This is a genomic window from Clostridium polynesiense (assembly GCF_000820705.1).
GTDB lineage: Bacteria > Bacillota > Clostridia > Clostridiales > Clostridiaceae > Clostridium_AA > Clostridium_AA polynesiense.
On record NZ_CCXI01000008.1, the window covers coordinates 62153 to 77188 of the forward strand.

Sequence of the window (15036 nt, forward strand, 5' to 3'; positions counted from 1 at the left end):
TCATTTCCTATTATAAGTTTACATTGATTTACAATAAGATTAATAATTTATATAATAATTAAATATTAATTTAAAATTTTTAAAAAACTATTGATAAAGTAAAGCGATGATGTTACAATTAAGTTGTTTATGAACGTACAGAAAAATGTACCTTCTTTTTTAGATACCCTTGAAAACTTTTTCAAAAGAATATATAAAAAATTTCGTTATTATAAATACTAAAATCAATATTAAACTACATAGTAGATTAACAACTTTGTAAAGGTTTAAAAGAAAGATTATTATTGAGTCAATGTACAGAATTATGTATATTGATGCCTGTGTTTATCTCATATATCAATTTTGTTTTTACAAAACTGATATATGTTAATATAACCACAATAGGAGGTATTATTTAATGAGAAAAAATTTTATCATCAAAACTTTAGCCGCTGTGATGGCTGTAGGATTCTCTGTAGTATCTATGGGTTCAGTAAGCGCAAAAGCGGCTGCTGAAGGTTCTGCAACAAAGCCAAGCAGTATTGTTTTAAAGAAAGGAGTACCTAGCGGACTAGATAACGGAACTTTAAATAAGATTGATGATTTAGTAAATCAAAACATCAAAGACGGTGTATTTCCCGGAGGAGTAATATTAGTAGCTAAAGATGGTGTAGTAGCTTATGAAAAGGCCTTTGGGGATGCACAAAAATATGATATGGGCAAGCTTTTGACTAATCCAAGAAAAGCTCAGACCAGTACAATTTACGATTTAGCTTCAGTTACTAAGGTAATGGGGACAACACAAGCTATTATGAAGTTATCCTATGAAAAGAAAATCGATGTTAATGAAACTGTGGCAAAATACATACCTGAATTTGCGAAGAACGGAAAAGAGAAAGTTAAAGTAAAAGACTTACTTACTCATACCTCTGGATTGACTCCATGGAAGCCAACCTTTTATTATGCCAGCAATCCTAAAGAGGAGCTTGAATTTATCTGCAATCTGCCTTTAGAGTATGAAACAGGAACTGATAGAAAATACAGTGACTTTAGTTTTATGACTTTAGCTTTCATTGTTGAGGCGGTTACTAACATGCCTTTAGATAAATATTTAGAGCAGGAAGTATATGCTAAGTTGGGAATGAAGGATACTATGTTTACTCCTGATGCAGCGTTAAAAGGAAGAATTGCTGCTACTTCTTGGGGAAATCCTTATGAGTATCGTATGGTGGCTGATGATAACTTCGGTTATGTGTGCGATGAAAACGTTGATGATTTCAAAGGGTGGAGAAATTATACATTAGTTGGAGAAGTTAATGATGGAAATGCTTTTTACGCAAACAAGGGAGTAGCCGGTCATGCAGGATTATTTTCTACAGCAAGTGATTTAGCTATCTTAGGTCAGTTAATGCTTAATGGCGGTGTTTACAATAATGTTAGATTATATGACCAAGCTACTATAGATGAGTTTACTTCTATTCAAAGTAAATTTGGACATGGATATGGCTGGGAGATAAACAGAGGCGGAGAAAAAAGCGGCTACATGGGAAAATATGCTGATGAGAATGTGTTTGGACACACAGGATTTACAGGCACCCAAGTAGTTTTTGATAAAGCAAATAATCTGCAGATTATATCCTTAACTAACAAACAAAACAATGGTGTTACAGAATCAGGAAACTACAAAAGTACATTTAAATTCAGCAGAGATCTTGCTAATATAGTATATGAATCAATATTACCTGAAATAAAGGTATCCGGTGTAGAAAACGATAAAATATATACTGCTCCAGTTAAACCTGTAATAACTGCTGGTAAGGAGGATAAAATTGTAGAGGTTCTTCTTAATGGACAACCTTATGATAATACAGAAATATCAGCTGCAGGTAAATATACTTTAACTATAAAAGCAGTAGATAAATATGGAAAAGAATCTATTAAAGAAATTAAATTTTCCATTGAAAAAGCTGCGGAGGAACCTAAGCCAAGCAATCCAAATCAAGGAAACAACAGCGGTGACAATACTGGAAACGGACAGATAACTGATAAAACCGAAATACCAAATACAGGAGATTTTGGTGCCAATGTTGGATTATTAACTGCTGTATTGTTAGCTTCTGCAGGAATAATAATTAAAACTATAAGAAGATAATATATTATCTAATTAAAATTTATGCATTAGGCTGTATAGAAGATTTAATCTAGTGGCATTGATACTAAGGAATTTAAGTAAGATAAAAAATTAAAATAAATAATATGGAGATGCTTTATCTCCATATTATTTATTGTTAATATTATCTTATAGTTATTGAAAGTTTAAGGATTTTTAATTATAACACAGGAGAGTAATTAGATATGTTTAAAAAGATACGTCCATTTTTATTGTCAGCTGCCATTTTAGTATTTGTTTCTTCTGCATTCATGCTTATAAATCATTTTTATAATGTTTATAGAAATAATAAAAGCTATGATGAAATTAAAGAGGTTTATAATATAGAAGATAGCTTTCGCTTTCAGGATTCTAATACTCAGCTTACTCAGGAGGAAATTGAAGCTGAGCTTAATAAAATGAGGGAAGAAAGATTCAAGGTGCTTCAGGAGCTAAACGATGAAGTGGTTGCATGGATATATATTCCCGGAACAAAAATCAACTATCCTGTAGTTAGGGCTGATAATAATGACTACTATTTGAATCATAATGCAGAGAAGAAGTCTAATAAAGCAGGAGCAATTTTTATGGATTATCATAATAAAGTAGATAAGAAGAATGGCATTAATGATAAAAATATAGTAATATACGGCCATAATATGAAGGATGGCTCCATGTTTTCAGGATTAAGAAATTATAAAGATAAGGAATTTTATACAAATAATAAGTACATATATATGGATACTGAAGCAGGAAGAAAGAGATTTGAGATTTTTTCGGTTTTTGTAACTAAAACAGACTTTAATTATATAAAAACGGATTTTAAGGAATCAAAAGAATATGCTGAATTTCTTAAAAGTGTAGAAAATAAGTCTCTTTATAAAACAGAAGCAGTACCATCACCAGAAGACCAGATTATTACATTATCTACCTGTACCTATGAATATGATGATGCACGTTTAGTGGTGGCAGGGAAATTAATTAAGTAAAAATGTGTTTTAGTGACTCTATTTTTTTATGGAATTAATGAAGTTATTTAAATCCTTTGATGGGGAAATTCTAATTCTCTTCATGGTATACCTTCCGTTAGCAGCAGAACTGAAGCCGGGATTTGTAGTAAAGGCCATTTTAATTCCTAACTCACTACATATTTTAAGAGTGTCTTTATTGTATTTTCCAACAGGGTAGCATAAGTACTCTGTTTTTTTGTTTAGTAATTTATCTATATAATCCTGAGATTTTTTTATGCCTTTAAGCTGATTGGAGTAATTTTCAGTATTTAATTCAATATGATTTGAAGTGTGACTTTGAAAGTCTATATTGTTATTATACATTTCAGTTATCTGATAATCTTTTAATACAGTGTCTTTATTAACAGCATCTGTAATAAGAAATACCACTGCTTTATAGCCGTAACCTTTCAAGATAGGGTAAGCATAGATGTAATTATCTTCGTATCCATCATCAAAGGTCAGAACTATAGGATTAGCCTTGACCGTTTCTTCTCTAAATAATGCATTATATAATTCCTCTAAGGAAATTGGATTATAATTGTTATCCTTCAGCCATTTCATCTGCATATTAAACTCTTCAGGAGAAATTATAAGGTTATTTACCGATTTGGGATTTATGGAGTGATACATTAATACCGGAATTGACTTATAGTTTATTAGTGGCTCTCTATGCTCATTATGAGTATTTTTCCTGTTTGGAATCCTCATTTCTTCACCTTCGTAAAGATTATCGGATAAAAATGGTTCACTGATGTTTTCTATATATACATGCTCATTAGCTAAGGAAGGCAGAGTGTAAACTATATAGGGAGAATAGTATAATAAGCAGAAGATTAATAAAGCTGCAGAAAGTCCAATGTTATTTTTAAATTTAAGCATGTCATAGCCCTCCCATTAAAATATATAAAATATCATATAATTAGTATCCATTAAGAAAGGAACAATTCTTATTTTTATAATTAGGGATTGATAAAGTCTTTATTAGTTATTCTATTAATAAAAAAAATAAGTATACATTAAAATGCATACTTATTTTTCTGATAATTTACTATAAATCGTTATTTTTATACATTTCGTTATCTGTATAATCGAACTCCTGATTGGCTATATTGTTAGACACAATAGGGTCTCTTACAGGATCAGGGAGTTCAGTATAATCTTCCCCGCTTGGAGAATAGGATTTTATGGTTTTAGGATCCGCTTCCATTTGTTCTCTTTCATCTGGTAAATAAGGCTTTTTTTCATCTTTTTTCATTAATCTTCCCTCCTTATTTAATATTATGTACTTATAATAAAAAATAATTATGGTGCTAGTATGGAAAAAGGATTAATAATATGTAAATAAATTAAAAAAGTCTTCAGGGTATTAGTATTTTTTATTCATTGGTATATAATAAAGGTAAGGATATCATAAAGGAGGATAATTATGACTAAAGTAATGCAAGTGTATAAGTGTATGGTTTGTGGAAATATTGTAGAGGTTTTATACAGCGGCGGTGGAACCCTTGTATGCTGTAATCAACCTATGAATCTTGTGGAAGAAAATACTAAAGATGCAGCTTTAGAAAAGCATGTACCTGTAGTAGAAAGAATTAATGATCAAGTACATGTTTAAGTTGGAAGCGTTGCTCATCCTATGATTGAAGAGCATTATATCCAATGGATAGAAGTAATTACCGAAGACAGAGTATACAGAAAAAATCTAAACCCCGGTGATGCTCCTGAAGCTATATTTAAAATTGACGGAGAAATAGTTGCCGTAAGAGAATACTGCAATCTCCATGGATTATGGAAGGCATAAAATTTTAAGTTACAAAAGGTGTAAGTGTAAAATTATTAAAAGAGGCTGTCTTAAAATTATAGACAGCCTCTTTTTTAGATGAAAATCGTGTTTTTAGTATACTTAGTTTCTTAACAGAAGAAGGAATCGATATTTCTAAGGTCTAATCCGAAATAAACCCATCTTCTGTTTCTCCATCTAAATCCGGATATAGAGTTTCTTCCTGCCTTGAGCAGATAAGCCCAGTAGGATCTTCCATTTGTCTGCCATATATAAGTAAATTTAAACAGACAGAAATTAATTTGTCCCGGATCAATTGCTTTTGTAGAAATCCCCTGAGTTGAAGATTTTGCCATGTCTTTTTTGAGGAACATAGTTAGGGGGGGGGCCAGGGGGATACATTTGGTTCTGGGATCTATAATGGGGGTTATGGAATTGAGAATAAGGGTTGTAATAGTACATATCATAGTAAAAAGGCATAGTATAGTAGTGTGCCTGGGGTAATACTTCAAATTCGCCGTTTTCGTCTATGTCGCTGTAATCCATCATATCCTCATCCATTGGCATATTTTCAGGATTCCAATTAAACATATAAAACCTTTCTCCAAAATTTATCACAATGTATATTATGGAGAAAGGTCTCAAAATGTTAATGATTATTTATTTATCTTTGATTTAATCTTCGCCGGCTTTACCGATATCGGATAATATAAGACCTTTATTATGGTCTAAAGCCCAGCTGATACCCCAATCATTTTGAAAAATTAATAGATTACGCTCTTTAAAGTCCTTAACTTTTTTAGTATCTGAGGTGAGATTTAAGGTGTCTATATCAATGTCCTGATTTTCAATCCATCTGACATATCTGTAGGATAATCTATCCATCTTTATATCTACACCATATTCGTGCTTTAATCTGTATTCCAATACCTCAAATTGAAGTACACCAACTACACCAACTATAAGCTCTTCCATTCCTATAAAGAGCTCTTTGAAAACCTGAATGGCTCCCTCTTGAGCTATTTGAGTGATTCCTTTTACAAACTGCTTTCTTTTCATGGTATCCACTGGCCTCACCCTGGCAAAATGCTCCGGAGCAAAGGTTGGTATACCTTCGAATTCAAATTTCTTTGAAGGGGAGCATAAAGTATCTCCGATTCTGTAAATGCCAGGATCAAATACTCCGATTATGTCTCCGGCATAAGCTTCCTCAACTATTTCCCTATCCTGAGCTAAAAATTGCTGAGGCTGTGACAGCTTTGTTTTTCCTTTTCCCTGAGCATGATATACTTCCATGCCTTTTGTAAATTTACCGGAAACAATCCTCATGAAGGCTATCCTGTCTCTATGAGCAGGGTTCATGTTTGCCTGTATTTTAAATACGAAAGCAGAAAATTCGCTGTCGAAGGGATCTATTTCTCCGATGCTGGATTCTCTTGAAAGCGGTGAAGAGGTCATGGATAAAAAGTTTTGTAAAAAGGGTTCTACTCCAAAATTTGTAAGAGCACTTCCGAAAAATACAGGTGAAAGATTTCCTGATCTTACTTTTTCTAAATCGAATTCATCTCCTGCAATATCTAAAAGCTCAATGTCCTCCATAAGTTTATTGTGAAGTGACTCGCCTAAAAGATCATTAAAAATAGGGTCTGAAACATCTCCCTGAACGGATTCTACCGTATTCTGACCATGATTTCCTCCATCGAAGACTTGAATAGTTTTGCTTTTTCTTCCAAATACACCTTTGAAATCAGCTCCGGAGCCTATAGGCCAATTCATAGGGTAAGATTTTATCCCTAATTCGTTTTCTATATCTTCCAAAAGTTCAAAGGGATCTCTGGTTTCCCTGTCCATCTTATTGATAAAGGTAAAAATAGGTATCCCCCTTAAAGCGCATACATGGAACAGCTTTTTAGTCTGCTCCTCAACACCTTTAGCTCCGTCTATCACCATAACGGCACTATCAGCAGCCATAAGAGTTCTGTAGGTGTCTTCACTAAAGTCCTGATGTCCTGGGGTATCAAGTATATTTATACAATAATTATCATAATTAAACTGCATAACTGAAGAGGTTACAGATATACCCCTCTGCTTTTCTATTTCCATCCAGTCGGATACTGCATGTTTAGAGGCTTTTCTAGCCTTTACAGAACCTGCAAGTCTTATAGCACCCCCGTATAATAAAAGCTTTTCTGTTAAAGTTGTTTTACCTGCGTCAGGGTGGGAGATAATTGCAAAGGTTCGTCTTCTTTCAATTTCATTATTTAAATGAGCCATAATATGCTTCCTTTCTTTAGGCTGTTTCGTCTTCTTTATCTATTCCAATTAAATTAAGTATCTTATTTGCCCGCTCCTTAGTTGTTCCTTCTACTATGCTGTAAGAAACATTTTCTGCATCAAGAAAGTTTTTGATTGAATCATCAATAAGAGCTGCGGTATCCTCGTCCTGCCATCTAACTCCATCTTTAGTATATCCAAACTCTCTTGGAACAAAAAATATGTAATTATATTTTGATAAATCCTTTAATGCCAGGCTATATAAATCTTTTAATATTTCAATTTCTTTAGTTGTGCGCTTTTTTGAACCTAACATAAACCTTCCATAAATATAAGGAACAAAGGTAGCATAATCAGTTATGGCATAATCGTGAATTTCCAGACTGCTTTCCAGTTGAAGCTGTCCAAGATATATACCATATTGTTCAGAGATAGTTTCTATCATTCCTTTTTCTCTTAGATATTCAGTACTGTATTCCGTAGCTGCGCCTACATCAAGACCTTTAATTTTCATTTCTACATAAAGCTGTTGAATTAAAGTTGTTTTTCCACATCTCGGTCCACCTAATATAGCTATTCTAATTGGCATTTAGTATACCTCCATATATAATCTATCCACAAACATAGTCATTATAACAATTTGAAAAGTTATTTTCAACTAAATTAAATTCGGCCTTTCTTTATTAAATTCAAAAAGCGATTATAATAAAACGGTTTCTGACGATATAGCCAGTAAATTAAGGATGAAAACGATGTTGGTACATTATATCTAAATAATATCGATTCTTAATAAGATATCCTTTATCTTTTTAATGATATAATAAAATAGAGATAAATTATAATGATATAAAAGATAAAATAGGTGATGATTTAATGTATAAACTTATAGCTGTAGATATGGACGGTACTCTTTTGAAAGAAGACAAAACCATATCTGAGGAAACAATTAATGCAATTAACAGAGCGAAAGCTAAAGGAATAAAGATAGTATTAGCCTCAGGAAGACCGATGGATGGAATAAAAAAGTATTTAAAGCAGCTTGATTTAATAGGTAAGGATGAATATGCTTTAAGCTTTAATGGTGTTTTGGTGCAAAATACTTTAACAGAAGATATAGTAGTGAGAAATACCATAAAAGGTAAAGACTATAAAGAACTTCATGAATTAAGTGAAGAATTAGGTGTAAATATACATGCCTTTACAAACAAAGGCTGTGTAACTCCAAAGATGAGTAAATACTCAATATTAGAAGGATCAATTAACAAAATTCCTGTACACATTATGCCTATGGATGATATTAAAGATGAAGATGTCATGAAGGTTATGATGGTAGATGAAAGTGAAATCCTTGATAAAGCTATAGATTCACTGCCTAAAGAATTATATGAACAGTATACAATAGTAAGAAGTGCTCCTTATTTCTTAGAATTTTTCAACAAGAAGAGCAATAAAGGAGAAGGAATAAGATCCTTAGCAGATTCCCTTGGAATAAAGCAGGAAGAGGTTATATGCCTAGGGGATGCAGGAAATGATCTTCATATGATACAGTATGCAGGATTAGGAGTTGCCATGGGCAACGCCTTTGATGAAGCAAAAGAAATAGCGGACTATGTAACCAAAACCAATGAAGAAAATGGAGTGGCTCATGTAATTGAGAAATTTGCTTTGGGAAGAGTCAGCTAGATTTAGATTAAAAACTAAAAATATAAAATAAAGATAAAAGTTCCTCAGGAATTTTCTGAAATTGTATTTAAGAAATTCCTGAGGAACTTTCTCTTTTACTTTATAATTTTATCTAATCCTCTTTTACTTTTATTGGAATAATTGTATTATTTATATATAAAACAATTATTAGATATTTATGCTGGTGAGCAAATGGTTGGGTATACTATTTTTGGAGAGGATGAAAATCATTCTAATTTATTTTATATTCATTTATAGTGGATAAATTATTTATTATTATCAAAAAATTAGTCATATAGTGTATAGTTGCTATTTACTTATCAAGCTCTGAGTATTCTTAAAGGAGAATTAAAGATAATATAGAAAAGAGAGGATAAAACTATGGATTTTCAAATTATTCATTTACCAAAGGAAAAATGGAAGGGAACTATAATTCCAATAAAGTATAAAACAGATAAGTATTATGATGTTATAGTAAATAAAACAGATAATGGATTTGTTATTGATATAGAAAAGAAAGACTTTACAGCTCCAGTAACTCATGCACCGGAAGAACATGATTTCCCAGATAAGCTATATGAAGAACACTGGAAAAATGCTTATGCTTGGGGTGTGTTAGTTAATGATGAATTAGTTGCTGCAATTGAAACAGATCAAGAGTTATGGTCTAATCGTCTGAGAATTACAGAACTTTGGGTAGATGAAAGGTATCAAAAGCAAGGAATAGGTCATGCTTTCATTGAAATAGCGAAGGAACAAGCAAGGAGAGAACGTCGTAGAGCCATTATATTAGAGACACAATCTTGTAATGTTAATGCCATAGATTTTTATCAGCATGAAGGTTTTAACTTGATTGGTATGGATACTTGCTGCTACAAAAACAATGATCTGCAAAGAAAAGAAGTGAGATTGGAATTTGGATGCTTTCCGGGAGAGAAGAAAAGATTAAGTCGTGAAGAAATAGAAATTAGAATGGAAACAAGGGATGATTGGTATAGCGTAGAGTTAATGACACAACATGCATTTTGGAATAAGCATAATCTTGGTTGTGACGAGCATTATCTTGTGCATAAATTGCGTCAACATAAAGACTATATTCCGGAGCTAAGTAGAATAGCAATAAAGGATGGAGCTGTAATAGGATGTATAATGTATTCAAAGTCACGAGTTGTTGATGGTGCAGATACCCATGATATTATAACCTTTGGGCCTCTTTGTGTAGATCCTGAATGGCAGGGATGTGGAGTTGGTGAGCTGTTATTGAGGGAAACAATGAGCTTAGCTGCAGATAAGGGGTATAAAGGTATTATAATTTTTGGAGAACCAGATTATTATCCTCGAATAGGATTTAAAACCTGTGATAATTTTAATATTATGACCCTTGATGGTAAAAACTTTGATGCATTTATGGGAATTGAGTTAGCACAAGATAGTATGAAGGATATAAGAGGCAAATTCTATCATTCAGAAGTTTTTGAAAATCTTCCAAAAGAAGAAGTGGAAGAATATAATAAAAATTTTCCGCCACTACAAAAATTAAGATTTCCAGGACAATGGGACTAAAAAACAGCTTGTTATTAAATATGCTTCATAGACAATTTAAAGCATATAACAATATTATCGCTGTCAGGTTGTGAAGCTTCATTTTCAACTATATTGACTTCTAAAGTCCCCTCCATTTCTTCTGCTAGGGATTTAGCTACAGTCAATCCAAGCCCTGTACCCCCTTGACTTCTGGAACTGTCTTGCATATAAAATCTATCAAACAAATGAGGTATATCATCTTCAGAGAGTATATTTGTATCATTTGCAAACAAAATTGATACATTTTTTTCATCTTCATGGATTGAAATATGTAAAAATCTATTAGCATATCGACCAGCATTTTGTAACAGATTAAGAAATATTCTTTCTAATGCTGTTCCTTCGCCCAATACCCAGATTGGACGTTCTGGGATATTTATCTCTATCTCTAAATGAGATTGCTCTAAGACTTGATAGTTTCCCATAAGAGATTCCCTTAATGTTCTGGAAATATCCACATTATTCAGAGTCAATCCATAATCTCCCGCATTTAAACGGGAAAAATCATAAAACTGTGTTACCAAGTTCTTCATGGTTTCTGCTTTTTGTTCAATGATTTCTAATGCTTCAGCCAGATCTTTATTCATATTAAGTTCTTTGACCGTTTTTTTAATGAGTTTTAAATAGCCTAAAATAACAGTTAGGGGAGTTCGTAAATCGTGACTGATATTTTCTATTTGCTTCTGAATATCTTTTTCCCTTTTCTCATATTTTTGTCGTTCCTTCCGAATTCCTTCTAAAGTATCATTAAAAGAACACATTACTTTTCTTAAATCTCTATTTGGTATTGGCAAATGAAGAATCTGGTTTTGAGTAAGGTCTTTTTGTATCTCCCTTAAATCTTTAGTTACCTCACGAAGAGAATAAAGGATTGAAAAATAACGAAAAGCAAAATAGCTTCCTAATATAGTTATAATAGCTAAAAGAGCATATACCATTTGATACCTCCTATCCAAAACCAGATATATAAATTACAATTCTCTTTTTCTCAATAATACAACACCGGATAAGGAAAAAACAGCAATTCCAATTATACCGGAGATTAAGCATTTAAACATCCCTTCCGTTGTACCCCATGCAGTTACACTTTGAGACATATTGACAATCATTTCTGTTGTTCCAAAAAAATTATAAGGCATCCACATAGCAATTCTGTGAATAATCTCAAAACGTAGTCCTAAATAAAAAAAGATTTTAGGAATTATAAACCAAATTATAAACCAGATAATAATCCCGATGGAATCTTTTCCAAAGGATTCTATACAAACAATTACTGAAATCAGTGAAGCCACAGCAATAAAAAATACAGCTGGAATCTCTGTGAGTAAATCTGTTAAATTTACAGGTCCTGTGTGTTCCAAAAATATATTTGCACTGATAATATAAACACTTAAAACAATAATTAAAGAAAAGATGGCTGAAACTATTGCTACAATACATTCTCCCATAAAAACCTTACTTCTGGAAATACCAAAGGCAATAGTATTTTTCAAATTGCCATTTTTTCTGTTTCCCTCATAAAGAAGCACTCCAATAACGGCAGCTATAGAACAAAAAATCATTGGATTTGATACTAAATTTGAATAAGAAAAGGAGGTTGTATCATATGGAAAACTTGGCCCGTCCGTTCTCCCCAGTAAACCCAATAAAGCATTAAGAAAAAATGATAAAACAGCTAAAATTCCAGTTATACTGTATATCACCCTACTGTGTGATACTCGGTAAAATTCACCTTTTATATAATTCATCATTTTTCTGTACCTCTTTTCTTTAACTCCATATAATAATTTTCCAAAGAAGATTGAATAGTCCTCATACCGGTTATATAAATCCCGTTCTCGTAAGCTAATTTGCTGTAAGCCTCCGCTTGTGCTTTTGGTCTGTATATACGAATGTTATTTTCCGGAAGAACTTTGTAGGTTTCTTTAGAATAATTTTTTTCTAATAAAACTGAATATTTCTCCACATCAGATAGAGTGATTTCAATACAATCGGAACATTTTTCATGTAATGCTTGTGCCGAGATTTCTTCAATGAGTATGCCTTTGCTTAAAAAACCATACACCGTAGCAATTTGTTGAAGCTCAGAGAGTATGTGACTGGATAGTAAAATTGTAATATTCTTTTCCTCATTCAAGCTATGAAGTAAATTACGAAATTCAACAATACCGCTAGGATCTAATCCGTTAATAGGCTCGTCCAGAACTAGAAGCTGTGGTTCTCCAATCATAGCAATGGCAAGGGCCAATCTTTGTTTTTGCCCCAAGGAAAGTTTTTTACATTTATTGTTTCGCTTTTCTGAGATACCAGTGAGCGTTATAATTTCATCAACTTTTTTTCTATCTGGAATGCCCTTTTGAATACAGTAATACTTTAACATTTGTTCTACGGTCATATTAGGGAAAAACCCCGGCTGTTCTACCATGCATCCTATTTTTTTTCGAGAATGTTCCAAATCTTTTTCTTCATACTTTCCAAATAGCTGTACTTCTCCCTCTGTTGGATAAATATGTCCAGCCAACAATTTTAAGAGGGTACTTTTCCCGGCACCGTTATCCCCAACCAGTCCGTAAATGCTTCCTCTTTTCACATGAATATTTACATGATCTAATGCGAGGAATGAACCATACGACTTTGTAACTTGTTTTGTCTCTATGACATAATCATTCATTTGTCTACCTCCATATAAAAATACCTTTATGAACTATTGTGTTTCCTCATCGATAAACGTATTTTAACAGTTTAGTCTTTAATAAGTCATAAAGAACTTTTAAAGAAGTTATAAAGTTTTTATTTTAGTTTAAATCCAATTCCATATACCGTCTGAATATACTCTTCTTTGGAATCCGCTTCTTTTATTTTTTTTCTCAAATTGCTCACATGGACATTTACTGTGTTATTTTCGCCATAATATCCACCCTTCCACACTAATTCATACAAGCTTTCTCTGGAATATACCTTCTCAGGATTTTGCATAAAAAGAGAGAGGATGTCATACTCATGTGCAGTTAATACAAGCTCTTTTCCGAAGACAGTCGCTTTTCTGGATTCAGGGTATAGTTTTAAATTTTTGTAACTCAAAACTTTTGAAGAGGCGCATTCTTTTCCTGCACGCCTTAAAGCCGCTTGAACTCTTGCGATAACTTCCTCTGGTTCAAAAGGCTTTGAGATATAATCATCTGCACCGGTCTTTAATAAAGATACTTTATCCCCTAAAGAATTTTTTGCAGAGAGCACCAGAACAGGAATATTTGAATGTTTATTTTCCCTAATATCATGTAATAATTCCTCTCCTGATATTCCAGGAAGCATAAGATCGAGCAAAATCAAGTCGGGAATATCTTTCTCTAATAAAAGTTTTGCTTCTGTACCCGAGAAAGCCTGTATAGTCTGATACTGTGATTCTTCCAATATTTTAACCAGCAATCCGCTGATATCTGTTTCATCTTCTACAATCAATATCCTATATTGCATTTCTATCACTTCTTTCTGATTCTTGTATACTTAAATTTATTATCATTATAAATTTAGAAAAATTGTAATGCAATATAAAAGATAAATGTAAAATTAGAAAGATAATTAAAAATTTAAAATGTAAAATAAGGGAGGGGATTCCTCCGGAATTTCTTTGATTTAAGAAACTTCCGTAGGAGCTTCATCCCTTATTTTTTGTTTTTAAATCTCAATTTTACATTGTACTTTACTTACTTTTGTTGGGATAATTGTATTATTTATGTATAATATAATGTATGGGATAATAAAACCTTGTAGAAATTATAATGGGAAAAGGGTGGGGTAAATAAAATTTCAAATGCAATAATTAAACTTCACAAAGAAATTTTAGGTTAGAAAATAAATTTAACTTTCTTATCGTGCTGCTCTTCACCGGATAGAGTAACAATCGCAGTATTATCATCTATCCACTCTACATAAAAATTATCTTTATATAGTTCTTTTCATCATTTGAAATAATAGTAGGATATAATAGCCTATTATTAATTTTAAAAAATCAAATTAATAATTAAAATGTAATAGTATACATTACGAAATATAGTGAGGGATAAATATGGATTATACTATGTTAGCAAAAGAAGTGCTTTCATTATACCCTGTGTCTCATCCAGAAATTGAATTCATTAGTCATAATGAAAATATAACTTATAAAATCACTGACAGGTCACGTAACAAGTGTTATTTATTGCGCATTCATAATCCATCTACAGGAGGCTTATTTGGAATACAGCATACATTTGAAGGAATAAAATCGGAAATTGAATTTTTGTATGAATTAAATGGTGACAATGTGCTTAAAGTTCAAAAACCCATTGTAAATTGTCATGGTGAATACATATCTGAACATAACTTTGAAGAATTTGGTTCTTCCTACTATTCAACTATTTTAGAATGGATTGATGGTTCAACCCTTACGCTGAAAGAAGATAATATTGATGAGATTGTCTTTGCGTTAGGAGAAAATCTTGCGCTTTTTCACCAGCGTTCACGCCAATTTAAGCCAGGAAAGGATTTTACACGACCAATATATGACATGGATAGGATTAATTTTGTTATTGAGG

Annotated in this window: 14 protein-coding genes and 1 pseudogene; 6 read left to right on the forward strand and 9 right to left on the reverse strand. The window is 32.2% G+C overall.

The window, feature by feature from the left end; translation table 11 throughout:
- Window positions 1-397: 397 nt before the first annotated feature.
- Window positions 398-2131: a serine hydrolase gene (locus tag TA89_RS17880; protein ID WP_197073430.1), complete on the forward strand. Its 1734-nt coding sequence runs from the start codon at window positions 398-400 to the stop codon at window positions 2129-2131.
- Between the two features lie 203 nt (window positions 2132-2334).
- Window positions 2335-3117 (forward strand): class B sortase, encoded by a 783-nt coding sequence (gene srtB / locus TA89_RS01165; RefSeq protein WP_052447257.1) that lies wholly within the window; start codon window positions 2335-2337, stop codon window positions 3115-3117.
- An 18-nt stretch (window positions 3118-3135) separates the two neighbouring features.
- Here the strand turns inward: srtB and TA89_RS01170 are convergent, their stop codons facing one another.
- Window positions 3136-4020 carry a polysaccharide deacetylase family protein gene (locus TA89_RS01170; protein ID WP_052447258.1) on the reverse strand — a complete coding sequence of 295 codons (885 nt, stop codon included), beginning with the start codon at window positions 4018-4020 and terminating at the stop codon, window positions 3136-3138.
- 169 nt (window positions 4021-4189) lie between these two features.
- Window positions 4190-4396 carry a hypothetical protein gene (locus TA89_RS01175; protein ID WP_040210208.1) on the reverse strand — a complete coding sequence of 69 codons (207 nt, stop codon included), beginning with the start codon at window positions 4394-4396 and terminating at the stop codon, window positions 4190-4192.
- 171 nt (window positions 4397-4567) lie between these two features.
- Between TA89_RS01175 and TA89_RS01180 the strand changes: the two are divergent.
- Window positions 4568-4942, forward strand: a pseudogene (locus TA89_RS01180) (desulfoferrodoxin).
- A gap of 110 nt (window positions 4943-5052) precedes the next feature.
- Here TA89_RS01180 and TA89_RS18460 read toward each other — a convergent pair.
- From TA89_RS18460 to TA89_RS01195, 3 genes are all read right to left on the reverse strand, one after another.
- Window positions 5053-5295: a hypothetical protein gene (locus TA89_RS18460; RefSeq protein ID WP_197073431.1), complete on the reverse strand. Its 243-nt coding sequence runs from the start codon at window positions 5293-5295 to the stop codon at window positions 5053-5055.
- 301 nt (window positions 5296-5596) lie between these two features.
- A complete protein-coding gene (locus TA89_RS01190) occupies window positions 5597-7195 on the reverse strand; it encodes a peptide chain release factor 3 (RefSeq protein ID WP_040210213.1) in 1599 nt (532 codons plus the stop codon).
- Window positions 7196-7211: 16 nt separating this feature from the next.
- Window positions 7212-7784: an ATP/GTP-binding protein gene (locus tag TA89_RS01195; RefSeq protein WP_040210214.1), complete on the reverse strand. Its 573-nt coding sequence runs from the start codon at window positions 7782-7784 to the stop codon at window positions 7212-7214.
- A 284-nt stretch (window positions 7785-8068) separates the two neighbouring features.
- Here TA89_RS01195 and yidA point away from each other — a divergent pair, with 284 nt between their 5' ends.
- Window positions 8069-8878, forward strand: a complete 810-nt coding sequence (yidA, locus tag TA89_RS01200) for a sugar-phosphatase (protein ID WP_040210215.1) — start codon at window positions 8069-8071, stop codon at window positions 8876-8878.
- A gap of 381 nt (window positions 8879-9259) precedes the next feature.
- Window positions 9260-10441: a GNAT family N-acetyltransferase gene (locus TA89_RS18730; protein ID WP_242850050.1), complete on the forward strand. Its 1182-nt coding sequence runs from the start codon at window positions 9260-9262 to the stop codon at window positions 10439-10441.
- A gap of 14 nt (window positions 10442-10455) precedes the next feature.
- Here TA89_RS18730 and TA89_RS01215 read toward each other — a convergent pair whose 3' ends face one another.
- From TA89_RS01215 to TA89_RS01230, 4 genes are all read right to left on the reverse strand, one after another.
- Window positions 10456-11400, reverse strand: a complete 945-nt coding sequence (locus tag TA89_RS01215) for a sensor histidine kinase (protein ID WP_040210217.1) — start codon at window positions 11398-11400, stop codon at window positions 10456-10458.
- Between the two features lie 33 nt (window positions 11401-11433).
- Window positions 11434-12213, reverse strand: a complete 780-nt coding sequence (locus TA89_RS01220; protein WP_040210219.1) for an ABC transporter permease — start codon at window positions 12211-12213, stop codon at window positions 11434-11436.
- On the reverse strand, window positions 12210-13133 hold the full coding sequence (locus TA89_RS01225) for an ABC transporter ATP-binding protein (RefSeq protein WP_040210220.1): 924 nt from the start codon (window positions 13131-13133) through the stop codon (window positions 12210-12212). Before TA89_RS01225 ends, TA89_RS01220 begins: the two co-directional genes overlap by 4 nt.
- 119 nt (window positions 13134-13252) lie before the next feature.
- Window positions 13253-13936 carry a response regulator transcription factor gene (locus tag TA89_RS01230; protein WP_040210222.1) on the reverse strand — a complete coding sequence of 228 codons (684 nt, stop codon included), beginning with the start codon at window positions 13934-13936 and terminating at the stop codon, window positions 13253-13255.
- Window positions 13937-14528: 592 nt separating this feature from the next.
- Here TA89_RS01230 and TA89_RS01235 point away from each other — a divergent pair.
- On the forward strand, window positions 14529-15036 hold a 508-nt coding region (locus TA89_RS01235; protein WP_147590043.1), incomplete at its 3' end, for a phosphotransferase.

Bases quoted from the DNA above. Each gene is read 5' to 3' on its own strand.
- TA89_RS17880 (WP_197073430.1), top strand. From the start codon at position 398: ATGAGAAAAAATTTTATCATCAAAACTTTAGCCGCTGTGATGGCTGTA.
- srtB (WP_052447257.1), top strand. From the start codon at position 2,335: ATGTTTAAAAAGATACGTCCATTTTTATTGTCAGCTGCCATTTTAGTA.
- TA89_RS01170 (WP_052447258.1), bottom strand. From the start codon at position 4,020: ATGCTTAAATTTAAAAATAACATTGGACTTTCTGCAGCTTTATTAATC.
- TA89_RS01175 (WP_040210208.1), bottom strand. From the start codon at position 4,396: ATGAAAAAAGATGAAAAAAAGCCTTATTTACCAGATGAAAGAGAACAA.
- TA89_RS18460 (WP_197073431.1), bottom strand. From the start codon at position 5,295: ATGTTCCTCAAAAAAGACATGGCAAAATCTTCAACTCAGGGGATTTCT.
- TA89_RS01190 (WP_040210213.1), bottom strand. From the start codon at position 7,195: ATGGCTCATTTAAATAATGAAATTGAAAGAAGACGAACCTTTGCAATT.
- TA89_RS01195 (WP_040210214.1), bottom strand. From the start codon at position 7,784: ATGCCAATTAGAATAGCTATATTAGGTGGACCGAGATGTGGAAAAACA.
- yidA (WP_040210215.1), top strand. From the start codon at position 8,069: ATGTATAAACTTATAGCTGTAGATATGGACGGTACTCTTTTGAAAGAA.
- TA89_RS18730 (WP_242850050.1), top strand. From the start codon at position 9,260: ATGGATTTTCAAATTATTCATTTACCAAAGGAAAAATGGAAGGGAACT.
- TA89_RS01215 (WP_040210217.1), bottom strand. From the start codon at position 11,400: ATGGTATATGCTCTTTTAGCTATTATAACTATATTAGGAAGCTATTTT.
- TA89_RS01220 (WP_040210219.1), bottom strand. From the start codon at position 12,213: ATGATGAATTATATAAAAGGTGAATTTTACCGAGTATCACACAGTAGG.
- TA89_RS01225 (WP_040210220.1), bottom strand. From the start codon at position 13,133: ATGAATGATTATGTCATAGAGACAAAACAAGTTACAAAGTCGTATGGT.
- TA89_RS01230 (WP_040210222.1), bottom strand. From the start codon at position 13,936: ATGCAATATAGGATATTGATTGTAGAAGATGAAACAGATATCAGCGGA.